Here is a 20,002-nt window from a genome sequence, read left to right on the forward strand (position 1 = left end):
CGAGATGCGCGGCCCAAATTACTGCTTAGGAGAAGATCATGGGTTTGTTCGATAAACTGAAATCTCTGGTTTCTGATGACAAAAAAGACACCGGAACTATTGAGATTGTTGCTCCGCTCTCTGGCGAGATCGTCAACATCGAAGACGTGCCGGATGTGGTTTTTGCGGAGAAAATTGTGGGTGATGGCATTGCCATCAAACCTACTGGCAACAAAATGGTTGCGCCGGTAGAGGGTACCATCGGTAAAATTTTTGAAACCAACCATGCTTTCTCTATTGAATCCGATAGCGGCATTGAGCTGTTTGTTCACTTCGGTATCGATACCGTTGAACTGAAAGGCGAAGGCTTCAAGCGCATCGCTGAAGAAGGTCAGCGCGTGAAAGTCGGCGACCCGGTTATCGAATTCGATCTGCCGCTGCTGGAAGAAAAAGCCAAGTCTACCCTGACTCCGGTTGTTATCTCCAACATGGACGAGATCAAAGAGCTGATCAAACTGTCCGGTAGCGTCACCGTTGGTGAAACTCCGGTTATCCGCATCAAGAAGTAATTCTTGCTTGCCGAGAAAATGGCGCCTGAAGGCGCCATTTTTTTATGCCGGCCGGTAGCACTTTTCACTCGCCAGGATCTTCATCCCCTGCGGGCTACTTTCCAGAATACGCCGTTCGCTATCCGCGACCCATAGCTCGCACTGGTAGCCAGGATCGCTTTCAAACAACGACCTCGCCCTACAGGCATCTTCCAGCGCGTTCATTCCCGTCGTCTCATAATGGCCGACGGTTCTTCCCTCCCTGCGTACCACTAACCGATAGCTATGCATCGTTATTGCGCTCCAGACGGCGGTAAAATGAGTTCATCGCAGCCCTGACTCTCGGTCCAGGTCATTACCGCCAGCACGCGCTGAGCGGCGGCGCGCGTAGCGTCGCCCAACGGCATGTCGCGTACCAGGTTGCTGATGAGTTCGGCGCAGAACAGGTCGCCGGTGCCTTTAAGGTCAGTTTCGACGCGAGGATGGACGACCACTTCGACCGCGTCGTCGGTGACAACCAGCACGTTAATAGTCGAAGCATCCAGTCCAGGCGCGCTGGTAATCACCACCCACTTTAGCGTATCGGAAAGCAGACTTCGCGCGGCGACCACCGCTTCCTGCTGGTTGTGGCACGGCATGCCGCTGAGGGTTTCGAGCTCGAACAGATTTGGCGTGATACCCCGCGCCAGCGGCAACAGGTGGCGGCGATAAGCCTCGGGGATCTCCGCTTTTACGTAGATGCCGCTATCCACATCGCCAATCACCGGGTCAACCAGAATACAGAGGTCGGGATGGTGCACGCGGATCCGCTGCAGCCACTGCGCCAGCAGCGCAATTTGCCCGGCGCTGCCCATATACCCGGTGGTTACCGCCCGCAGTTCGCGAAGCGCATCACGCTCCTCCAGCGCCCTCAGATAGCCGCTAAACCACTCTTCCGGGATCACTCCACCGTAGAAAGTATCGTAATGTGGGGTATTGCTGAATAACACCGTCGGCACCGCCATCACCCGTAATTCATGCTGCTTGATTGCCGGTACCGCGATACTGTTGCCAACGCTGCCGTATACCACCTGCGATTGCACCGCCACAATATCAACCTCCAGCGCCCGGCTGTGGTCGTTAAAGAGCACGGACTGTATTTCGTCTTGCTGACTCATCCTTTCTCCCCCCGCTGGACAGCGGGTCATACTCTGATTATCATTCGTCCTATGCTAAAATTCATTTTGTCATAGGTCAATAATGTTCACCGGAAAAACCGCAAGCGAGATTTTCGATAACATCCGTCATCTGGTGCAGAGCGGCGCGTTGCAACCCGGCGAGGCGCTGCCGCCGGTGCGCGAACTGGCAGGCGAACTGGCAGTCAACCGCAATACGGTGGCGGCGGCCTACAAGCGGCTGGTGACTTCAGGGCTCGCCGTCAGTCAGGGGCGCAACGGCACGGCCATTAAGGCGCGCAATACGCTTAATGCGGTCGAGGGCGGCGATCCAACGACATCGCTGATTGATATTTCCGGCGGCAATCCGGATCCACGATGTCTGCCGGATATTGGCCGTTTTCTTCCGCAGCTGGCGCAGACCCCGCACTTATATGGCGATGCCGCCGTTGAGCCACGGCTGGCTGGCTGGGCCCGGGAGTGGGTCAGTCGCGATATCGGCCAGGAATTTGACATCAACTTGACCAGCGGCGCGATTGACGCCCTGGAACGCCTGCTCTGCGCGCTGCTGCTCCCCGGCGACAGCGTCGCGGTAGAAGACCCCTGCTTTCTGAGCAGCATCAATATGCTGCGTTACGCCGGTTTCCAGCCCAGCCCTGTCGCCGTGGACGGTGAAGGCATGAGTCCGGAGCGGCTTGAAGAAGCCCTACGCAACGGCGCACGCGCGGTAATACTGACTCCACGCGCTCACAACCCGACTGGCTGCAGTTTGACGCCGGAGCGCGCACAAGCGATTCGCGCCGTGCTCGCCCGCTATCCGCAGACGCTGGCGATTGTTGACGATCACTTCGCCCTGCTCTCAGCGACACGCTGGCACAATCCGCTACCCGAAGGCATTCAGCGTTGGGCGCTGGTGCGCTCAATGTCTAAAACCCTGGGCCCGGATTTGCGGCTGGCAATAGTCGCCAGCGACCCGACAACCTCGGCGGCGCTGCGCCTGCGCCTGAACGCCGGTAGCCAGTGGGTCAGCCATTTACTGCAAGAGCTGGCGTTCGCCTGCCTGAATGATAGCGCTTTTGCCGCTTCTCTGACTGCGAGCCAGCGCCATTATCAGCAGCAAAATCAGCGGCTCGCCGCCGCGTTGGCCCACCACGGCGTTGGTGATTATCCGCCTGGCGATGGTCTTAATTTCTGGCTGCCGCTATCAACCGCCAGCCAGCCGCTGGCGCTGCGTCTGGCGCGGGCCGGTTGGCTGGTGCGTGAAGGTGAAGCCTTTGGCGTGAAAACACCGTCGCACGGTCTGCGCCTGTCGCTGGGCGCCTTAACCGAGGCGCAAATTGAACAACTTGCACACGATTTATCGCTGGTCTTACCTTGTTAAACACGGGAGTTGTTATGCGGATCCACTTTATCGTCCATGAAGTTTTTGAAGCGCCCGGCGCCTATCTGCGCTGGGTTAACGCGCGCGGCTATCAGGCCAGCTGGTCGCGGGTTTATGCAGGGGATCCGCTGCCGGCTAGTGCCGAGGGTTTTGATATGCTGGTGGTACTTGGCGGCCCGCAATCACCACGCACCACGCTTGCCGAGTGCCCATGGTTTGATGCCCATACCGAGAAAAACCTGATTGCCCAGGCGATTGCCGCCGGGCGTATCGTGGTCGGGATTTGTCTCGGATCGCAGCTCATCGGCGAAGCGCTGGGTGCGCCGGTGATGCAAAGCCCGGAAAAAGAGATTGGCCACTATCCTATCATCATGACCACCGCCGGACTGCAGGATGACAACATCGCCCATTTCGGACCATCGGTGGTAGTCGGTCACTGGCACAACGATATGCCGGGCCTGACGCCTGCGGCGGAAGTCCTGGCTTCCAGCGAAGGGTGCCCGAGGCAAATCGTCAAATATAGCGATCGGGTCTACGGTTTTCAGTGCCATATGGAGTTTGACGCGGAGGTCATCGAGTTATTAATTACCCACTCGCAACATGAACTTGCCGCCGCAAAAGGCAGGCGCTTTATTCGCAGCGAAGATGAAATGAGGCAATGGGATTATCGCGAGATGAATCAAAAACTATGGGCGTTTCTGGATAAGCTGGTAGCGAAACACGCACTTTAGTTAACCGGCCCCCATGCCTGACATGGGGGCCGTGATAGCGCGTTTAGATACCCGCCCCCTGGCTGAAGTGTTCTTCGCCGAACACGCCGGTTGAGAGATAGCGATCGCCGCGATCGCAGATGATCGCCACCACCACCGCGCCCGGATTGGCGCGAGCAATACGTAACGCCCCGGCAACCGCGCCGCCGGAACTGACGCCACAGAAGATCCCTTCCTGTACGGCCAGCTGGCGCATCGTGTTTTCCGCATCCTGCTGGTGGATATCCAGTACCTCATCGACCAACGAGGCATTAAAAATGCCCGGCATATATTCCTGCGGCCAACGACGGATCCCCGGAATGCTGCTGCCCTCTTCCGGCTGCAGCCCAATGATGCTTACCGGCTTCGCCTGTTCGCGCAGAAAACGCGATACGCCGGTAATGGTACCGGTGGTGCCCATGCTGGAAACAAAGTGGGTGATACGCCCGTCCGTCTGGCGCCAGATCTCCGGGCCGGTGGTGGTGTAATGGGCGTAAGGGTTATCCGGATTATTGAACTGATCCAATAGCTTACCCTCGCCACGCTCGGCCATCGCGGCGGCCAGATCGCGAGCGCCCTCCATCCCCTGCTCTTTGGTGACCAGGATGAGTTCAGCGCCGTAGGCGCGCATCGCGGCACGGCGCTCCTGGCTCATGTTGTCCGGCATCAGCAGTTTCATCTGATAGCCTTTTAACGCCGCAATCATCGCCAGCGCGATACCGGTATTACCGCTGGTCGCCTCGATCAATACATCGCCGGGTTTAATTTCACCGCGCTTTTCCGCTTCGACAATCATCGATAGCGCAGCGCGATCTTTTACCGAGCCCGCCGGGTTGTTGCCCTCAAGCTTAAGCCAAATTTCGCTGCCGTTGTCCGGCCCCAGACGTTGTAATTTCACCAGCGGCGTGTTGCCGATTGTTTGTTCTAATGTGTTCACTTCAGCTGTCCAATAAAAAGCCCGGCCGCGTCATGCGCTCCGGGCTGTCAGCCGGGGCAGCGCTGCGCCGCCCGGCAAAAGCACGTGGATTTAAGCTATCAGGCCGACTCTGCCAGAGCAAGTTCGCCGCGCGGTTCGATGCGCTCGGTTCCGTTATACAGGCGCGCATTCTGCAAGCCGACAAACAGGCGTTCGCCGCGGGACGGGGCCTCATCGCCCGCCAGCACCACGCTCAGCGGTTCGTCATACCACCCCAGAGGCTGGACAACTAATTGGGTGTAGTGCCCCTTCGGACTGGCTTCCAGCACCTGCACCGGCAACGGCGAATCCAGGCTGGTACGGCGGCTGATATCTACTTCCCACGGTCGCAGGAACAGATCGACCGGCCCCTGATATGCAGGGGTATAGCCTAAAGGCCAGCGGTGGGCGCCGACGTGGAACTGGCCGCCGCGAATGGTGCCCTGCAGGCGGTTAACTTCGCCCATAAACTCAAGCACAAAACGGGTCGAAGGTTCGCGCCAGACGCGTTCAGGCGCATCGGCCTGTTCGATGTTGCCCTGGCTCATTACCACTACCCGATCGGCGACTTCCATCGCCTCTTCCTGGTCGTGGGTAACAAACACGCTGGTGAATTTTAATTCTTCATGTAGCTGGCGCAGCCAGCGGCGCAGTTCTTTACGCACCTGCGCATCCAGCGCACCAAAGGGTTCATCCAGCAGCAGAATTTGCGGCTCGACCGCCAGCGCGCGCGCTAACGCCACGCGTTGCTTCTGGCCGCCGGAAAGCTGCGCCGGATAACGGTCGGCAAGATGGGCCAGTTGCACCATCTCCAGCAGTTTGGTCACTTTGGCTTTAATCGCCGCCGCATTGGGACGCTCACGGCGCGGCAGCACGGTCAGGCCAAAGGCGATGTTATCGAATACCGTCATATGCCGAAACAGCGCATAGTGCTGGAAAACAAAGCCCACTTTACGATCGCGGGCGTGCATCCGGCTCACGTCGGTACCGTGAAAACGGATATGGCCGCTGGATTGATGCTCCAGCCCGGCGATAATCCGCAATAAGGTGGTTTTACCGGAGCCGGACGGCCCCAGCAGCGCAACCATTTGCCCGGAAGGGATATCCAGCGAGATATCATTCAGCACCTGGGTGCGACCAAACGATTTCTTAATATTGGCAATCTCAATGCTCATGATTTCCCTCCTGTTGCGCGCGTTTTTCCTGATTGGCCAGACGCCATTGCAACATACTCTTTAAAAACAGGGTCAAAATAGCCATTAACGTCAGCAGGGCCGCGGCGGTAAACGAACCGACGGTGTTATAGTCCTGCTGCAGTAATTCAATTTGCAGCGGCAGCGACAACGTTTCGCCGCGGATCGAGCCGGAAACGACCGACACCGCGCCAAATTCGCCAATCGCGCGGGCATTGGTCAACACCACGCCGTACAGCAGCGCCCAGCGAATATTGGGTAGCGTCACCCGGCGGAACATCTGCCAACCGGAAGCGCCAAGCAGGATCGCCGCTTCATCTTCGTTGCTCCCCTGACTCATCATCACCGGTACCAGCTCGCGGACCACAAACGGACAGGTGACGAAGATAGTCGCCAGCACCATGCCCGGCCAGGCGAACATGATCTGCAGGTTGTGCTCATCAAGCCAGCCGCCGAGTGGGCCGTTGGAGCCGTAAAACAGCAAATAAACCAGACCTGCCACCACCGGCGAGACGGCGAACGGGATATCCAGCATCGTCAGCAGCAGCTGGCGGCCAGGGAAGGTAAAGCGCGTCACCAGCCAGGCCAGCAGCGTACCGAACACCAGATTCACCGGCACGGTAATCAACGCGATCATCACCGTCAGCCAGATGGCGTGCAGCATGTCCGGATTGGCCAGGTTTTCCAGCACCGGCATTAACCCTTTACTGAAAGCCTGGACAAAAATATAAATCATCGGCACCACGAGGATGAAGGCGGATACCAGCATCCCGACGCCGATCAGAAACCATTTGCCCCAGTTGATCCGGGGCGCGTCATAGCGCTTCAATTGAGTAACTTCCGCCATTAGTGACCTACCACGCGTCGACCAAAGCGACTCTGCAGGGTGTTGATAGAGAACAGCAGCAGCAGCGAAGCCGCGAGGATCACCGAGGCAATCGCGCTCGCCGCCGGGTAATCAAACTCCTGCAAACGAATGAAAATCATCAGCGAAGTCACTTCCGTTTTCCATGCGATGTTGCCGGCGATAAAGATCACCGCGCCGAACTCGCCAAGGCTGCGGGTAAACGACAGCGCAATCCCCGCCAGCAGAGCTGGCGACAGTTCAGGCAGCACCACTTTGCGGAAACTCTGTAAGCGCGTCGCGCCGAGGGTTTCCGCCGCTTCTTCATATTCCGGCCCTAATTCTTCCAGCACCGGCTGCACGGTACGCACCACAAACGGAATACTGGTAAAGGCCATCGCCACCGCGATGCCAAGCCAGGTATAGGTCACTTTGATATCAAACTTCGCCAGCCACTCGCCGTACAAGCCATTAACCGAAAACAGCGAGGCCAGCGTCAGGCCCGCCACTGCCGTTGGCAGCGCGAACGGCAGGTCCATTAGGGCATCGAGCAGCGTACGGCCCGGGAAACGATAGCGGGTAAGGATCCACGCCATCAGCAGGCCGAACACGCCGTTAAAAATCGACGCCACAAAAGCAGACAGCAGCGTGACTTTATAGGCGGCGACCACCTGCGGGTTGGTAATCACCTCCCAATACTGCGCCCAGCTCATCTGCGCCAGCTGCATCACCAGCGCGCTGAGCGGCAACAGTAAAATCAGGCACACAAACAGCAGGCTGGTGCCAAGGCTCAGGGTAAAGCCCGGCAGCACGCGCTTGGACGACACAGCCAACATTACTGACGCCCCGCTGCCAGCAGTTTGTCCAGCTCGCCGCCGCTGACGAAGTGGGTTTTCATCACTTCAGGCCAGCTGCCGAACTGGTCTTCCACGCGGAACAGTTCGGTCTGCGGGAATTTATCTTTCAGCGACGCCATCACTTTCGGGTCGTTCACGCGATAGTAGTAATCGGTGATGATGGTCTGCGCCTGCGGACTATAGAGATAGTTCAGGTAGGCTTTCGCCGCTTTTTCAGTACCGTTGGCCTTAACGTTTTTGTCTACCCACGCTACCGGGAATTCGGCGAGGATATTGATCTTCGGCACAACGACTTCAAACCCCTGCGCTTCATACTGTTTACGGATGTTGTTAACTTCCGATTCAAAAGTAATCAGCACATCGCCTAGCCCGCGCTCGACGAAGGTGGTGGTCGCGCCGCGACCGCCGGTATCGAATACCTCGACGTTCTTCAGGAACTGGGTCATGAACTGTTCGGTTTTGGCTTTATCGCCGCCATCGGCTTTGTCCGCCGCCCCCCAGGCCGCAAGATAGGTATAACGCGCGTTGCCTGAAGTTTTAGGATTCGGGAAGATCAGCTTCACGTCAGAACGCACCAGATCGTTCCAGTCATGAATATTTTTGGGGTTGCCCTTACGCACCAGGAAAGCCATGGTCGAATAGAACGGTGAGCTGTTATTCGGCAGACGGCTCTGCCAGTCTGCCGGGATCAGGTTGCCTTTATCATGCAGAATCTGGACGTCCGTCACCTGGTTATAGGTCACGACGTCAGCCTTCAGACCTTGCAGAATCGCCAACGCCTGCTTGGAAGAGCCCGCATGGGACTGCTTGATGGTCAGCTTGTCCCCGCCGTTTTCTTTTGCCCACTGCTGCTCAAAAGGCGGATTAAGGGCGGCGAACAGCTCGCGGGAAACATCATAGGAACTGTTCAGCAGTTCAGTCGCCTGCGCCTGCGCCACCAGCAGCATGGAAGCCGCCAGCGCCAGATATCCTTTTTTCAGTGATTTAACGGCCATTGCGCACCCTTATCAAAAATGATCATTTACTGATGATCATCATATTTATAACGAGTACGAAAGGAGTAACGGTTTTATATACCGTTTGGCGATTTGGAAGTAGAAAAGAGAATAAGCAACTGGCAAAGCTTTGCTGAAAGCGGCTGTACGTATGCTGGATTCGCTTACACCCTAACCCTCTGGGTTAGGGTTAGGGTTAGGGTTAGGGGGAAAAATTACAGCGCCTGGATACGCTCCAGCGACGGCGCGAAGTAATAACCGCCGGTCACCGGTTTTGTAAAGCGCAGCATCGCATCACGCTTACCGTCGGTATCGCCGAACATGCTCAGCAGCTGTTGCTCAATGTTATACAGGCGCGCGCAGTAGGCGCAGAAGTACAGGCCGTTAGTGCCGCTGGCGGTACCGTACGGCAGGCTCTGGCGGACGATTTTCAGGCCTTTGCCATCTTCTTTTAAGTCCACGCGGCTCAGGTGCGAAGTAATCGGGCGCTCGTCGCCGTCGATCTCTTCGTTGGCGTCTTTGGTACGGCCAATCATCATCTCCTGATCCGGCACGCTCATGCGGTTCAGTTGCTTAAGATTGTGCTCCCAGCGCTGCACGAATACGTAGCTGCCGCCCGCGTCAACGCCGTCTTTAATCACCGCGACTTCACGGCGGGTTTCTTCGCCTGCCGGGTTTTCGGTGCCGTCGACAAAGCCGCTCAGATCGCGTTCTTCCACCCAGCGGAAACCGTGAATTTCTTCTTTCACTTCAATGGCGTCGCCGAAAGCGGCCACCGCCGCCTGGGCGACGGAAAAGTTCACTTCATGACGGGCAGATAAAATATGAATCAATACGTCATACTGCGTGGATGGCGCCAGCCCTTTACCGTAAACCGGAAAATCTTTTAACTCTTCCGCGCCTTCACCGCCGCTCAGCTGACGCCAGACGGTATTGCCGAAAGCGACCACCGCGCCGAGTTTGGCGTCAGGGAATTTAGCCTGGAAGGTGGCCACGTTATCGACAAAAATTTTGCTCGCTTCGCGCAGGGCATTAACGTCCCCTTTGACATTGGCTTCAATCCAAATCGCCGCGCGGCAATGTTCCGGCAAAATGCCGCTCTGAACCTGAGACATCGCTCCTCCTGAAATGATGCAACCACAACGCTATCGCGTTGCTAACGCGCCATTGTAACCGTTTTTATCCGCCCACGTGTCTCTTCAGATCAAATTAGCGACGCCAGATAATTTTGCTGACTTTCCAGTTCTTCAGGGTATCGTCGGACGGCATCAGTTCATCCGGGCCGCTCCAGTGGCCGGTAAAGGCATAGCTGATGTGCTGGCTCCCTGCGGCTTTACATTCCACCACCGCGCCGTTATCAGGAGCGCCTTTCTCGCAGTTGCCAAACGCTTTGCTGTACAGTTCGCTAAACGGGGTACCGATTTTCACGCCGCTGGCGGCGGGAATTGCGCTATCGCGCACGTCAATGCGGCTCACCGTACCGCCATCGCCGTTGATGGTCAGCGCCAGCTTGTCATCCTTTAGCGCTTCAAAATAGTGAACGATTTTGCCATCCGTGGTTTTCATTCCGCTGCGCAGACGGTAGCTGCCGCCGAGGGCGTCGCTAATCGCCTGTTCATTCAACGGCGTCGACGCCGTCAGTTTACCCACGCCCTGCTCGGTGACCTCGTTAGAGGAACCAAACCAGTTCCACGGATAGGCAGCCGACCAGTTCACCGCGCTCATCGTTGAGCAGCCGGTTAGCGCCAGCGGAAGCGCGCAGAGCATTAGACGTAGCGATTTCATAACTCAATCCTTTCTGATTAATTCAACGCATGTTGGAGTACGCGATCGGCAAAAAGTGCCATTAAAGCGCTTCAAGGCGAAAACAGGCATGCAACCTGCGGCTGGTTATCAGCCACCATAGCGCATAAATATCGGCCGCCAGCAGGGCGATGGTCAGCGCGGAAGGCGCCTCGCCGGTTAGCCACAGCCACGGCTGCCAGGCCAGCAATAGCGCCTGCGAGGCAATCAGCAGCCAACGCATCAGCGGCCAGAGCCGCGGGAAACGCTGACGCTGACCGCTCAACAAAAATGCCGCTACCGCCGGTACGCCGGGCAGTAACCCCAGCCAGAAGTTATCGTGATCGGGATAGAACAGGCTCAGTAGCGCATCTCCCTGCTGGCGGGAGGCGCCGGCCATAACGAACAGTACCCAGGTGCGCGCCTGCAGCAACAGCACGCCCCAAAACAACAGCGGCAGCCGTAAACGGCCCTGGGTATCATAATCGGCAGGAATAAATTCAGTATTCTTCATCTTCAATCAGGCGTTTACCGAGGGTGAGTACATCCGAGTGCTCGTAACCGAGACGCTCATACATCCCCTGCACCACTTCGTTATCGTCACGCACCATAATTGAAATTTTCGGGCAGCCGCGGGCGATCAGCTTCTTTTCCAACCGATTGAGCAGCGCATTAGCGATACCGCGGCCGCGGTATTCCGGATGTACGCCAAGATAGTAAGCGGAACCGCGGTGTCCGTCGTAACCGCCCATTACCGTCCCTACCACTTCACCGTTCACTTCAGCGACCAGAAACAAGCTCACGTCGTGGTTGAGCTTACGCTCGATATCCATTTCCGGATCGTTCCATGGGCGCAGAAGATCGCAGCGCTCCCAAAGGGTGATTACTTCTTCGAAATCCTGCTGGCGAAAAACGCGAATCTCCATGGTATTCCCCACCATTTACGGTTAAAAACAGTGATTATGGCGCGAATATGACTGATAGCCAATATCAGGCGAAATCATCGGCAAAAAATGGCATAATATGGCTTTGTCATGTATTGAAATGAAAAGTAAAACAATTCTTATTTTGAGTGGTCGTAACGGGAAACGCGATACGATATAACATTGGACATCACTTGTTTACAATTCAGGCCGAATGAGCACTTTTAAACCATTAAAAATACTTGCTTCGCGCCGTCAGGTGCTGAAGGCAGGACTGGCTGCGATGACGCTAACCGGCGTTGCTTCCCAAGCCAAAGCCAAAGAACAGCCGCTAAAAACTTCCAATGGACACAGCAAACCCGTCGCAAAGAAAGCAGGCAGCAAGCGCCTGGTGATGCTTGACCCCGGTCATGGCGGCATCGATACGGGGGCAATTGGCCACAACGGTTCGAAAGAAAAACACGTCGTGCTGGCCATTGCCAAAAATGTGCGCAGCATTTTACGCAGCAACGGCATCGATGCCCGTCTGACGCGTAGCGGCGATACCTTTATTCCGCTGTACGATCGCGTTGAGATTGCCCACCAACACGGCGCCGATCTGTTTATGTCGATTCACGCCGACGGCTTTACCAACCCGAGTGCGGCCGGCGCCTCCGTCTTTGCGCTCTCCAACCGCGGCGCCAGTAGCGCCATGGCGAAATATCTCTCCGAGCGCGAAAACCGCGCCGATGAGGTCGCCGGTAAAAAAGCGACGGATAAGGACCATCTGCTGCAGCAGGTATTGTTCGATTTGGTGCAAACCGACACCATTAAGAACAGCCTGACGCTTGGCTCGCATATTCTGAAAAAGATTAAGCCGGTGCATAAGCTGCACAGCCGCAATACAGAGCAGGCGGCCTTTGTGGTGCTGAAGTCCCCTTCTATTCCCTCGGTGCTAGTCGAAACGTCGTTCATTACCAACCCAAATGAAGAGAAGCTACTCGGCACAACCGCGTTTCGCCAGAAGATTGCTAACGCTATTGCTTCCGGCATTATTAGTTATTTCCACTGGTTCGATAACCAGAAAGCGCATTCGAAGAGACGTTAATGAAACCCGATGTACAGCAGGTCAAAGCCTTCCTTCTTCAGCTGCAGGATGCCATTTGCGCCAAACTCTCCGCCGTTGACGGCAAGGATTTTGTTGAAGATAGCTGGCAGCGTGAAGGCGGCGGCGGCGGACGCAGCCGGGTTTTACGTGACGGCGGCATCTTTGAGCAGGCCGGAGTTAATTTTTCTCACGTCCACGGCGATGCGATGCCCGCCTCTGCCACCGCCCACCGCCCGGAACTGGCCGGGCGCAGCTTTGAAGCAATGGGGGTTTCGCTGGTGGTGCATCCGCGCAACCCCTATGTGCCGACCAGCCACGCTAACGTTCGCTTTTTTATTGCCGAGAAGCCCGGCGCCGATCCGGTGTGGTGGTTCGGCGGCGGTTTTGATTTAACGCCTTATTACGGATTTGAAGAAGACGCCATCCACTGGCATCGTACCGCCCGCGATTTGTGCCTGCCGTTCGGCGACGAGGTCTATCCGCGCTATAAAAAGTGGTGCGATGATTACTTCTTCCTTAAGCACCGCAATGAGCAGCGCGGCATTGGCGGCCTGTTCTTTGATGATTTAAATACGCCGGATTTCGACCACTGCTTCGCCTTTATGCAGGCGGTGGGCAACGGCTTTACCGACGCTTACCTGCCGATCGTTGAGCGCCGAAAAACCACGCCTTATGGCGAACGCGAACGCGATTTCCAGCTTTATCGCCGCGGGCGTTATGTGGAATTCAATCTGGTGTGGGATCGCGGCACGCTGTTCGGCCTGCAGACCGGCGGGCGTACGGAGTCTATTCTGATGTCGATGCCGCCGCTGGTGCGCTGGGAGTATGACTACCACCCGCAAGAAGGCAGCCCGGAAGCCGCATTGAGCGAGTTTATTAAAGTCAAAGAGTGGATCTAATTTAGGTCTTCTGAGACAAAAAAGCCCCGGCATACCGGGGCTTACTTTTTTATTGTGCTTATAGCGGCTGGGTCTGCGCTTCCACGACCGCCAGCGCCACCATATTGACGATACGGCGCACGGAGGCAATAGGCGTCAGAATATGCACCGGCTTAGCGATACCCATCAGTACCGGCCCGACGGTGACCCCTTCCGAACTGGAGACGCGCAGCAGGTTGTAGCTGATACGCGCGGCTTCCATATTCGGCATCACCAGAATATTAGCCGCCCCTTTCAGCGGGCTATCCGGCATACGGTCATTACGGATGCTTTCGACCAGTGCGGCGTCGCCGTGCATTTCGCCGTCAATCATCAGATCCGGCGCGCTCGCTTTCACCAATTCCAGCGTTTTGCGCATTTTGCTGGCGGACGGGCAATCAGCTGAACCGAAGTTAGAGTGCGACAGCAGCGCCACGCGCGGTTCGATACCAAAACGACGCACGCTTTCCGCCGCCATCAGGGTGATCTCCGCCAGCTCTTCCGGCGATGGATCGTGATTGACGTAGGTGTCGGCGATAAAGGTGTTGCCGCTTGGCAGCAGCAGCGCATTCATCGCCCCGGCGGTGCTGACGCCGTCGCGGAAGCCAAACAGCGGCTGAACCACGCGATAGTGCTCATGATAATCGCCGATGGTTCCGCAGATCATCGCATCCGCCTCACCGCGATGAACCATAATCGCGCCAATGACCGAAGTGTTGCTAATGACCGCCCGCTGCGCCTGCTCCTGGGTAATGCCGCGGCGCTTCATCAGCTGATAGTACTCGCTCCAGTACTCTTTAAAGCGCGGATCGGATTCATTATTGACGATTTCAAAGTCCACGCCCGGTTTGATCTGCAGACCCAGTTTCTGGATGCGCATTTCAATCACGCTCGGACGACCGATGAGGATTGGCTTCGCCAGCCCCAGAGATACCAGCTCCTGCGTAGCGTGCAGCACGCGGGTCTCCTCACCTTCCGCCAGCACCACGCGCTTCGGCTCTTTGCGCGCCTGGGAGAAGATCGGCTTCATAAACAGGTTGGTTTTATAAACGAACTCGCTCAGCTTCTCGATGTAGGCATCGAAGTCGGCAATCGGCCGCGTCGCCACGCCGGATTCCATCGCCGCTTTAGCGACCGCTGGGGCGATCTTGACGATCAGACGCGGATCGAACGGTTTCGGAATAATGTACTCCGGGCCAAAGCTGAGGTCCTGGTCGCCATAGGCGGAAGCCACGACTTCGCTCTGTTCGGCATGCGCCAGCTCGGCGATAGCATGAACCGCCGCCAGCTTCATCTCTTCGTTTATCGCCGTCGCGCCGACATCCAGCGCGCCGCGGAAGATGAACGGGAAGCACAGCACGTTGTTGACCTGGTTTGGATAGTCGGAACGGCCGGTACAAATAATCACGTCGTCGCGCACTTCCTTCGCCAGCGGCGGCAGGATTTCCGGCTCCGGGTTCGCCAGCGCGAGGATCAGCGGCGAGCGCGCCATCTTCTTGACCATCTCCGGAGTCAGAACTTTCGGCCCGGAGCAGCCGAGGAAAATGTCCGCGCCATCGATGACATCGTCGAGGGTACGTTTCCCGTCGTCTTCCACCGCGTAGGCCGCTTTGGTTTCCGCCATGTTGGCTTCGCGGTCTTTATAGATAACGCCTTTCGAGTCGCAGACCACGATATTGTGTTTCTGCATTCCCAGCGCCACCAGCAGGTTCATACAGGCGATAGCCGCCGCTCCCGCGCCGGAGACCACCATCCGCACATCGGAGAGATTCTTCTCCACCACCCGCAGACCGTTGAGAATTGCCGCGGTACTGATAATCGCCGTACCGTGCTGATCGTCGTGGAACACCGGAATATTCATGCGTTCACGCAGTTTCTGTTCAATATAGAAACATTCCGGCGCTTTAATATCTTCGAGGTTGATGCCGCCAAATGTCGGCTCCAGGGCGGCAACGACATTAATGAATTTGTCAGGATCCAGCTCATCGACTTCAATATCAAACACATCAATGCCGGCGAATTTCTTAAACAGAACGCCCTTTCCTTCCATTACCGGTTTTCCGGCCAGCGCGCCGATATTGCCTAAACCGAGGACGGCGGTACCGTTAGAGACCACCGCCACGAGGTTGCCGCGAGCGGTATATTTGTAAGCGGCCAAAGGATCCTTCTCAATTTCCAGGCACGGCGCGGCAACGCCCGGCGAATATGCCAGCGCCAGATCGCGTTGGGTCGCCAGAGGTTTAGTCGGCGACACCTGAATTTTCCCGGGTACCGGGAACTCGTGGAAATCGAGGGCGCTTTGTTTCAACTGCTCATCCATTTTATGGTTCCTTTCACGTATCGAATCGTAGGGGGTGAAGCGTGATGGCGAGCCGTCGGCCCGCCTTAAGGCGATGCTTAGTATCGCGCCTGACGGCGGTTTAAACTTTGAAGGCCGCCATACTCTTGCCATCACAAAGGTCTGGTTGTTATCAATTTATAATATTTATGTAACCTAGTTTCACGGTCAATGATAGCCCCGTCTGCTATGCTTTTTAGTTATGTACCTCATCACCATCTCTACCGCATAACGACAAGAACTCATGCAACTTATTGTTCCAGGAGTACTTTTTAATGAATCAGCTAGACAGTATCAAACAGTTCACCACCGTGGTCGCCGACAGCGGCGACATTGAATCTATCCGCCACTATCAGCCGGAAGATGCCACCACCAATCCTTCGCTGCTCTTAAAGGCTGCCGGACTGGAAAACTACGCCGGGCTTATCGATGATGCCCTCGCCTGGGCTGCAAAACAGGGCGGCAACCGCGAGACGCAGGTCGCCAATGCCTGCGATAAACTGGCGGTCAATTTTGGTGCGGAAATACTCAAAAGCATCCCAGGGCGCGTCTCCACCGAAGTCGATGCCCGTCTCTCCTTCAATCGTGAAAAAAGTATCGAGAAAGCGCGCCATCTGGTCGCTCTCTATCAGGAAATGGGGATCGATAAGTCGCGGATCCTGATCAAACTAGCCTCCACCTGGGAAGGGATCCGCGCCGCGGAGGTGTTGGAAAAAGAAGGGATTCACTGCAACCTGACGCTGCTGTTCTCTTTCGCCCAGGCTCGCGCCTGCGCTGAAGCCGGCGTGTTTCTGATTTCGCCCTTCGTCGGGCGTATTTACGATTGGTATCAGGCGCGTCAGCCGTTAGATCCTTACGTGGTTGATGAAGACCCGGGGGTGAAATCGGTGCGCAATATCTACGACTATTTCAAACTCCATAAGTACAACACCATCGTGATGGGCGCCAGCTTCCGCCGTACCGAACAAATCCTCGCGCTGGTCGGCTGCGACCGCCTCACCATATCCCCGGCCTTGTTACAAGAGCTGCAGGCCAGCGACGCGCCGGTAGTACGCAAACTCATCCCCGCTCATCAGATACTGCCGCGCCCGGTTCCGATGAGCGAAGCGGAATTCCGCTGGGAGCATAACCAGGATCCGATGGCGGTAGAAAAACTGGCGGAAGGTATTCGCCAGTTCGCCGTCGATCAACGCAAACTGGAAGATCTGCTAGCAGCAAAACTGTCATCCTTTGTCACGGAGTAAACGACTATGTCCCGAAGAGAGCTTGCTAACGCCATTCGCGCCCTGAGTATGGACGCCGTCCAGAAAGCCAATTCCGGTCACCCCGGCGCTCCGATGGGGATGGCGGATATCGCCGAAGTGCTGTGGAACGATTTTCTCAAACACAACCCGGTAAATCCGCACTGGTACGATCGCGATCGTTTCATTTTGTCTAACGGCCATGCTTCGATGCTGCTGTATAGCCTGCTGCATTTGACCGGCTACGATCTGCCGATGAATGAGCTGAAAAACTTCCGCCAGCTGCATTCGAAAACGCCGGGCCACCCGGAACATGGCTATACCCCCGGCGTGGAAACCACCACCGGGCCGCTCGGCCAGGGGCTGGCTAACGCCGTCGGGATGGCTATCGCCGAACGCACGCTGGCGGCGCAGTTTAACCGTCCCGGCCACGACATCGTCGATCACTACACTTGGGTGTTTATGGGCGATGGCTGTCTGATGGAGGGGATTTCACATGAGGCCAGTTCGCTGGCGGGCACCCTGGGGTTAGGCAAGCTGATCGGGTTCTACGATCACAACGGTATCTCTATTGACGGCCACGTTGAAGGCTGGTTCACCGACGATACCGCCGAGCGATTTCGCGCCTACCACTGGCACGTGATTGGCGATATAGACGGTCACGATCCGCAGGCGGTGAAGCAGGCAATCCAGCAAGCGCAGGCGGTAACAGACAAACCCTCGCTGATTATTTGCCGCACCATAATTGGCTTTGGTTCACCGAATAAAGCCGGTTCCGAAGAGTCGCACGGCGCGGCATTGGGGGAAAAAGAGGTCGCGCTGGCCCGCGAACAGCTGGGCTGGAAATATCCGCCGTTTGAAATCCCGAAAGAAATTTATCAGGGCTGGGATGCGCGACCGCGCGGCGAGAAAGCAGAACATGCGTGGAATGAAAAATTCGCCGCTTACCAGCAGCAGTATCCAGAACTGGCGGCTGAACTGAAACGCCGCATGGAAGGTGAGCTCCCGGCTGACTGGCAAAAAACGGCCCACGATTATGTGGCGAAGCTACAGTCGGAACCGGCGAAAATCGCCAGCCGTAAGGCTTCGCAAAATGCGCTTAATGCCTACGGCCCGGATTTGCCTGAGCTGCTCGGTGGTTCCGCCGACCTGGCGCCCAGTAACCTGACGATCTGGTCCGGCTCTAAGTCGATCAAAGAGGATCAGGCGGGTAATTATATCCACTACGGCGTACGCGAATTCGGTATGACCGCGGTAGCTAACGGCATCGCCCTGCACGGCGGTTTTATTCCCTATACCTCGACTTTCCTGATGTTCGTCGAATACGCGCGCAACGCCGCGCGCATGGCGGCGCTGATGAAAGCGCACCAGATTATGGTCTACACCCATGATTCAATCGGCCTTGGCGAAGACGGCCCAACGCATCAGGCGGTGGAGCAACTGGCAAGCCTGCGCCTGACGCCCAATTTTAGTACCTGGCGGCCGTGCGATCAGGTGGAAACCGCCGTCGCCTGGCAGGCGGCCATCGAGCGCAATGACGGCCCTACCGCGTTAATCCTTTCGCGACAGAATCTGGCGCAAATGGCCCGTACGCCGGAACAGGTGCAGGAAATTGCGCGCGGCGGTTACGTTCTGAAGGACGCGGGCGGCAAGCCGGATCTCATCCTTATCGCCACCGGTTCGGAAGTCGAGATTACCGTTCAGGCGGCGGAGACGCTGCTGGCCAGCGGCGTAAACGTGCGGGTGGTGTCGCTGCCTTCCACCGACGTTTTCGATGCTCAGGATGAGGCCTGGCGCGAGTCGGTGCTGCCTTCCGATGTTAGCGCCCGCGTCGCTATCGAAGCCGGTATTGCCGACTACTGGTATAAATATGTCGGCCTGAAAGGCGCAATTGTTGGTATGACCCGCTACGGGGAATCGGCGCCTGCCGACAAGCTGTTCCCGTTCTTCGGCTTTACCGCTGAACATATTGTCGAAGTCAGCCGCAAAGTGCTTAACGGGTGATCCATAGTGTGGGCCAGGCATCTGGCCCCTGCCAGTTATCGCACTGCGGTTGCTGAGCGTAGCGGGTCAAATTAAACCGCTGGCCGTCATAACGCCAGCGGGTTTGGATTCCGCAATCGCCCGGCGCGCGGCCTTTATCGAAGGTCACCAGTTCATGACGCTGCTCATCGAAGCTGGCGTTAATCAGCTCTATATCCCGCGGCGCATTGCCCGGAGGCTGGAAAGGCAGCGCCAGGCGCACCTGGCGGGAGAGATGCGGCGTTTTGCGCGACACCAGCCACGCCAGCCAGACGGTGTTGTAGGCGCCCGCTTCGCAACTGGTCATCAGCAGAACTTTCTCATCGGTCAGCGCGGTGACGCGGATTTCCCGGCGGAAAGGATCCAGCGAACAGGGGCTGGCGTTCATCCGCTCATTGCCGTAGTCGATCAGCTCATTAAGTTCGTCGCGGCTAAGCGGCGATTGCGCCACTTCCGCCTGGCCGACGGTTCGCAATGCCGGCGCTGGCGGTACGCTGAGCGGTGGTTCTTCACCTTTGCCGACCCACGCGGTTTCGCTGCCGACCCGCTTTTGCCGATTATCAATAAATAGCAGCGCGGCCTTGAGGCCCTTTAATGAAATACTTTGCAGACCGTTTTGCAGGGTAATTTCTTTCCCCTCCTGGGCCTGCTGCAGGAAAGCGTCGATGCTGACGCTATCGCTGGTTTTAATTAGCTTATCGGCAATCTGCCAATGTTTACCGTCAAAATGCAGCGGTTTTTCATCTAGCTGCAGCCGCGGGCCGATGGCCGCCAGCGCGGCAACCGGATTACCAACGCCGCCAAGTTCAATGCGCAAAGCGGCATCAGTGGCCGCTCCCGCGCTGCGGCTTAGCGTCATCACCAATCCATGATGCAGCCCGACATTACGCGTGACGCAATAATTTTGATTGTTGCAGGTGACAAGCCAGTCTCCAAACAGCTGCTGGGCTGGCGCCGCCCACGCCAACGATGTCGGCAGAAAACCGAAAAAAAGCAGTATTAAAACCCGATAAAGCATGAGCGGCACAATCCCGAAG

At 56.8% G+C, this 20,002-nt stretch carries 20 protein-coding genes; 7 read left to right on the plus strand and 13 right to left on the minus strand.

Annotated features, from left to right (window positions below; genetic code table 11):
• Window positions 1-38 precede the first annotated feature (38 nt).
• A complete protein-coding gene (crr, locus tag PGR29_RS07035) occupies window positions 39-548 on the plus strand; it encodes a PTS glucose transporter subunit IIA (RefSeq protein ID WP_015365497.1) in 510 nt (169 codons plus the stop codon).
• A gap of 42 nt (window positions 549-590) precedes the next feature.
• Here crr and PGR29_RS07040 read toward each other — a convergent pair whose 3' ends face one another.
• Both PGR29_RS07040 and pdxK read right to left on the minus strand, forming a co-directional pair.
• The gene (locus PGR29_RS07040; protein ID WP_087858440.1) at window positions 591-818 is read right to left on the minus strand and encodes a cytoplasmic protein; all 228 of its coding nucleotides are present in this window, start codon (window positions 816-818) and stop codon (window positions 591-593) included.
• A gap of 2 nt (window positions 819-820) precedes the next feature.
• Window positions 821-1,684, minus strand: coding sequence for a pyridoxine/pyridoxal/pyridoxamine kinase (gene pdxK, locus PGR29_RS07045; RefSeq protein ID WP_087858439.1), 864 nt, complete (start codon window positions 1,682-1,684; stop codon window positions 821-823).
• 82 nt (window positions 1,685-1,766) lie between these two features.
• Here pdxK and ptsJ point away from each other — a divergent pair, with 82 nt between their 5' ends.
• On the plus strand, window positions 1,767-3,062 hold the full coding sequence (gene ptsJ / locus PGR29_RS07050; protein ID WP_316424299.1) for a transcriptional regulator PtsJ: 1,296 nt from the start codon (window positions 1,767-1,769) through the stop codon (window positions 3,060-3,062).
• A 14-nt stretch (window positions 3,063-3,076) separates the two neighbouring features.
• Window positions 3,077-3,793 carry a type 1 glutamine amidotransferase gene (locus PGR29_RS07055; RefSeq protein ID WP_087858437.1) on the plus strand — a complete coding sequence of 239 codons (717 nt, stop codon included), beginning with the start codon at window positions 3,077-3,079 and terminating at the stop codon, window positions 3,791-3,793.
• A 43-nt stretch (window positions 3,794-3,836) separates the two neighbouring features.
• On the opposite strand, the gene cysM is transcribed toward PGR29_RS07055, so the two are convergent.
• The 9 genes from cysM to PGR29_RS07100 all read right to left on the minus strand — a co-directional run bounded on the left by cysM (window position 3,837) and on the right by PGR29_RS07100 (window position 11,363).
• On the minus strand, window positions 3,837-4,748 hold the full coding sequence (gene cysM, locus PGR29_RS07060) for a cysteine synthase CysM (RefSeq protein ID WP_015365492.1): 912 nt from the start codon (window positions 4,746-4,748) through the stop codon (window positions 3,837-3,839).
• 98 nt (window positions 4,749-4,846) lie between these two features.
• On the minus strand, window positions 4,847-5,941 hold the full coding sequence (gene cysA, locus PGR29_RS07065) for a sulfate/thiosulfate ABC transporter ATP-binding protein CysA (protein ID WP_015365491.1): 1,095 nt from the start codon (window positions 5,939-5,941) through the stop codon (window positions 4,847-4,849).
• Window positions 5,931-6,806: a sulfate/thiosulfate ABC transporter permease CysW gene (cysW, locus tag PGR29_RS07070; RefSeq protein WP_015365490.1), complete on the minus strand. Its 876-nt coding sequence runs from the start codon at window positions 6,804-6,806 to the stop codon at window positions 5,931-5,933. The genes cysA and cysW overlap by 11 nt, the downstream gene beginning before the upstream one ends.
• Entirely contained in the window at window positions 6,806-7,639 is an 834-nt protein-coding gene (gene cysT, locus PGR29_RS07075) for a sulfate/thiosulfate ABC transporter permease CysT (protein ID WP_015365489.1), read from the minus strand. The genes cysW and cysT overlap by 1 nt, the downstream gene beginning before the upstream one ends.
• A complete protein-coding gene (locus tag PGR29_RS07080; protein ID WP_316424300.1) occupies window positions 7,639-8,655 on the minus strand; it encodes a sulfate ABC transporter substrate-binding protein in 1,017 nt (338 codons plus the stop codon). The genes cysT and PGR29_RS07080 overlap by 1 nt, the downstream gene beginning before the upstream one ends.
• 215 nt (window positions 8,656-8,870) lie before the next feature.
• Window positions 8,871-9,770: a Dyp-type peroxidase gene (locus tag PGR29_RS07085; RefSeq protein WP_015365487.1), complete on the minus strand. Its 900-nt coding sequence runs from the start codon at window positions 9,768-9,770 to the stop codon at window positions 8,871-8,873.
• 94 nt (window positions 9,771-9,864) lie between these two features.
• Window positions 9,865-10,440, minus strand: coding sequence for an RpoE-regulated lipoprotein (locus PGR29_RS07090; RefSeq protein ID WP_047043503.1), 576 nt, complete (start codon window positions 10,438-10,440; stop codon window positions 9,865-9,867).
• A 61-nt stretch (window positions 10,441-10,501) separates the two neighbouring features.
• Window positions 10,502-10,951, minus strand: coding sequence for a DUF2919 domain-containing protein (locus PGR29_RS07095; protein ID WP_087858436.1), 450 nt, complete (start codon window positions 10,949-10,951; stop codon window positions 10,502-10,504).
• Window positions 10,938-11,363, minus strand: coding sequence for a GNAT family acetyltransferase (locus PGR29_RS07100; protein WP_045392622.1), 426 nt, complete (start codon window positions 11,361-11,363; stop codon window positions 10,938-10,940). Before PGR29_RS07100 ends, PGR29_RS07095 begins: the two co-directional genes overlap by 14 nt.
• Before the next feature lie 211 nt (window positions 11,364-11,574).
• On the opposite strand from PGR29_RS07100, the gene amiA reads away from it, so the two are divergent.
• Both amiA and hemF read left to right on the plus strand, forming a co-directional pair.
• Complete coding sequence (gene amiA, locus PGR29_RS07105) at window positions 11,575-12,447, plus strand: N-acetylmuramoyl-L-alanine amidase AmiA (RefSeq protein WP_087858435.1); 873 nt, start codon at window positions 11,575-11,577, stop codon at window positions 12,445-12,447.
• Window positions 12,447-13,346: an oxygen-dependent coproporphyrinogen oxidase gene (hemF, locus tag PGR29_RS07110; RefSeq protein ID WP_316424301.1), complete on the plus strand. Its 900-nt coding sequence runs from the start codon at window positions 12,447-12,449 to the stop codon at window positions 13,344-13,346. Before amiA ends, hemF begins: the two co-directional genes overlap by 1 nt.
• Window positions 13,347-13,404: 58 nt before the next feature.
• Here hemF and maeB read toward each other — a convergent pair whose 3' ends face one another.
• Window positions 13,405-15,684, minus strand: a complete 2,280-nt coding sequence (maeB, locus tag PGR29_RS07115) for an NADP-dependent oxaloacetate-decarboxylating malate dehydrogenase (RefSeq protein ID WP_015365481.1) — start codon at window positions 15,682-15,684, stop codon at window positions 13,405-13,407.
• Window positions 15,685-15,977: 293 nt separating this feature from the next.
• Between maeB and tal the strand changes: the two genes are divergently transcribed.
• Both tal and tkt read left to right on the plus strand, forming a co-directional pair.
• Window positions 15,978-16,946 carry a transaldolase gene (gene tal, locus PGR29_RS07120; RefSeq protein WP_047038282.1) on the plus strand — a complete coding sequence of 323 codons (969 nt, stop codon included), beginning with the start codon at window positions 15,978-15,980 and terminating at the stop codon, window positions 16,944-16,946.
• Window positions 16,947-16,952: 6 nt separating this feature from the next.
• A complete protein-coding gene (gene tkt / locus PGR29_RS07125; RefSeq protein WP_113374472.1) occupies window positions 16,953-18,947 on the plus strand; it encodes a transketolase in 1,995 nt (664 codons plus the stop codon).
• On the opposite strand, the gene PGR29_RS07130 is transcribed toward tkt, so the two are convergent.
• Window positions 18,937-19,983 carry a DUF1176 domain-containing protein gene (locus tag PGR29_RS07130; protein WP_087858432.1) on the minus strand — a complete coding sequence of 349 codons (1,047 nt, stop codon included), beginning with the start codon at window positions 19,981-19,983 and terminating at the stop codon, window positions 18,937-18,939. The two genes, tkt and PGR29_RS07130, sit on opposite strands and share 11 nt — an antisense overlap.
• Window positions 19,984-20,002: the final 19 nt, after the last annotated feature.

It is taken from the genome of Klebsiella sp. 141203 (assembly GCF_032601985.1).
Taxonomy (GTDB): Bacteria; Pseudomonadota; Gammaproteobacteria; order Enterobacterales; family Enterobacteriaceae; genus Klebsiella; species Klebsiella aerogenes.

What these genes read in the sequence shown, in the direction of transcription:
- crr (WP_015365497.1), top strand. Translation starts at nt 39, where the DNA reads ATGGGTTTGTTCGATAAACTGAAATCTCTGGTTTCTGATGACAAAAAA.
- PGR29_RS07040 (WP_087858440.1), bottom strand. Translation starts at nt 818, where the DNA reads ATGCATAGCTATCGGTTAGTGGTACGCAGGGAGGGAAGAACCGTCGGC.
- pdxK (WP_087858439.1), bottom strand. Translation starts at nt 1,684, where the DNA reads ATGAGTCAGCAAGACGAAATACAGTCCGTGCTCTTTAACGACCACAGC.
- ptsJ (WP_316424299.1), top strand. Translation starts at nt 1,767, where the DNA reads ATGTTCACCGGAAAAACCGCAAGCGAGATTTTCGATAACATCCGTCAT.
- PGR29_RS07055 (WP_087858437.1), top strand. Translation starts at nt 3,077, where the DNA reads ATGCGGATCCACTTTATCGTCCATGAAGTTTTTGAAGCGCCCGGCGCC.
- cysA (WP_015365491.1), bottom strand. Translation starts at nt 5,941, where the DNA reads ATGAGCATTGAGATTGCCAATATTAAGAAATCGTTTGGTCGCACCCAG.
- cysW (WP_015365490.1), bottom strand. Translation starts at nt 6,806, where the DNA reads ATGGCGGAAGTTACTCAATTGAAGCGCTATGACGCGCCCCGGATCAAC.
- cysT (WP_015365489.1), bottom strand. Translation starts at nt 7,639, where the DNA reads ATGTTGGCTGTGTCGTCCAAGCGCGTGCTGCCGGGCTTTACCCTGAGC.
- PGR29_RS07080 (WP_316424300.1), bottom strand. Translation starts at nt 8,655, where the DNA reads ATGGCCGTTAAATCACTGAAAAAAGGATATCTGGCGCTGGCGGCTTCC.
- PGR29_RS07085 (WP_015365487.1), bottom strand. Translation starts at nt 9,770, where the DNA reads ATGTCTCAGGTTCAGAGCGGCATTTTGCCGGAACATTGCCGCGCGGCG.
- PGR29_RS07090 (WP_047043503.1), bottom strand. Translation starts at nt 10,440, where the DNA reads ATGAAATCGCTACGTCTAATGCTCTGCGCGCTTCCGCTGGCGCTAACC.
- PGR29_RS07095 (WP_087858436.1), bottom strand. Translation starts at nt 10,951, where the DNA reads ATGAAGAATACTGAATTTATTCCTGCCGATTATGATACCCAGGGCCGT.
- PGR29_RS07100 (WP_045392622.1), bottom strand. Translation starts at nt 11,363, where the DNA reads ATGGAGATTCGCGTTTTTCGCCAGCAGGATTTCGAAGAAGTAATCACC.
- amiA (WP_087858435.1), top strand. Translation starts at nt 11,575, where the DNA reads ATGAGCACTTTTAAACCATTAAAAATACTTGCTTCGCGCCGTCAGGTG.
- hemF (WP_316424301.1), top strand. Translation starts at nt 12,447, where the DNA reads ATGAAACCCGATGTACAGCAGGTCAAAGCCTTCCTTCTTCAGCTGCAG.
- maeB (WP_015365481.1), bottom strand. Translation starts at nt 15,684, where the DNA reads ATGGATGAGCAGTTGAAACAAAGCGCCCTCGATTTCCACGAGTTCCCG.
- tal (WP_047038282.1), top strand. Translation starts at nt 15,978, where the DNA reads ATGAATCAGCTAGACAGTATCAAACAGTTCACCACCGTGGTCGCCGAC.
- tkt (WP_113374472.1), top strand. Translation starts at nt 16,953, where the DNA reads ATGTCCCGAAGAGAGCTTGCTAACGCCATTCGCGCCCTGAGTATGGAC.
- PGR29_RS07130 (WP_087858432.1), bottom strand. Translation starts at nt 19,983, where the DNA reads ATGCTTTATCGGGTTTTAATACTGCTTTTTTTCGGTTTTCTGCCGACA.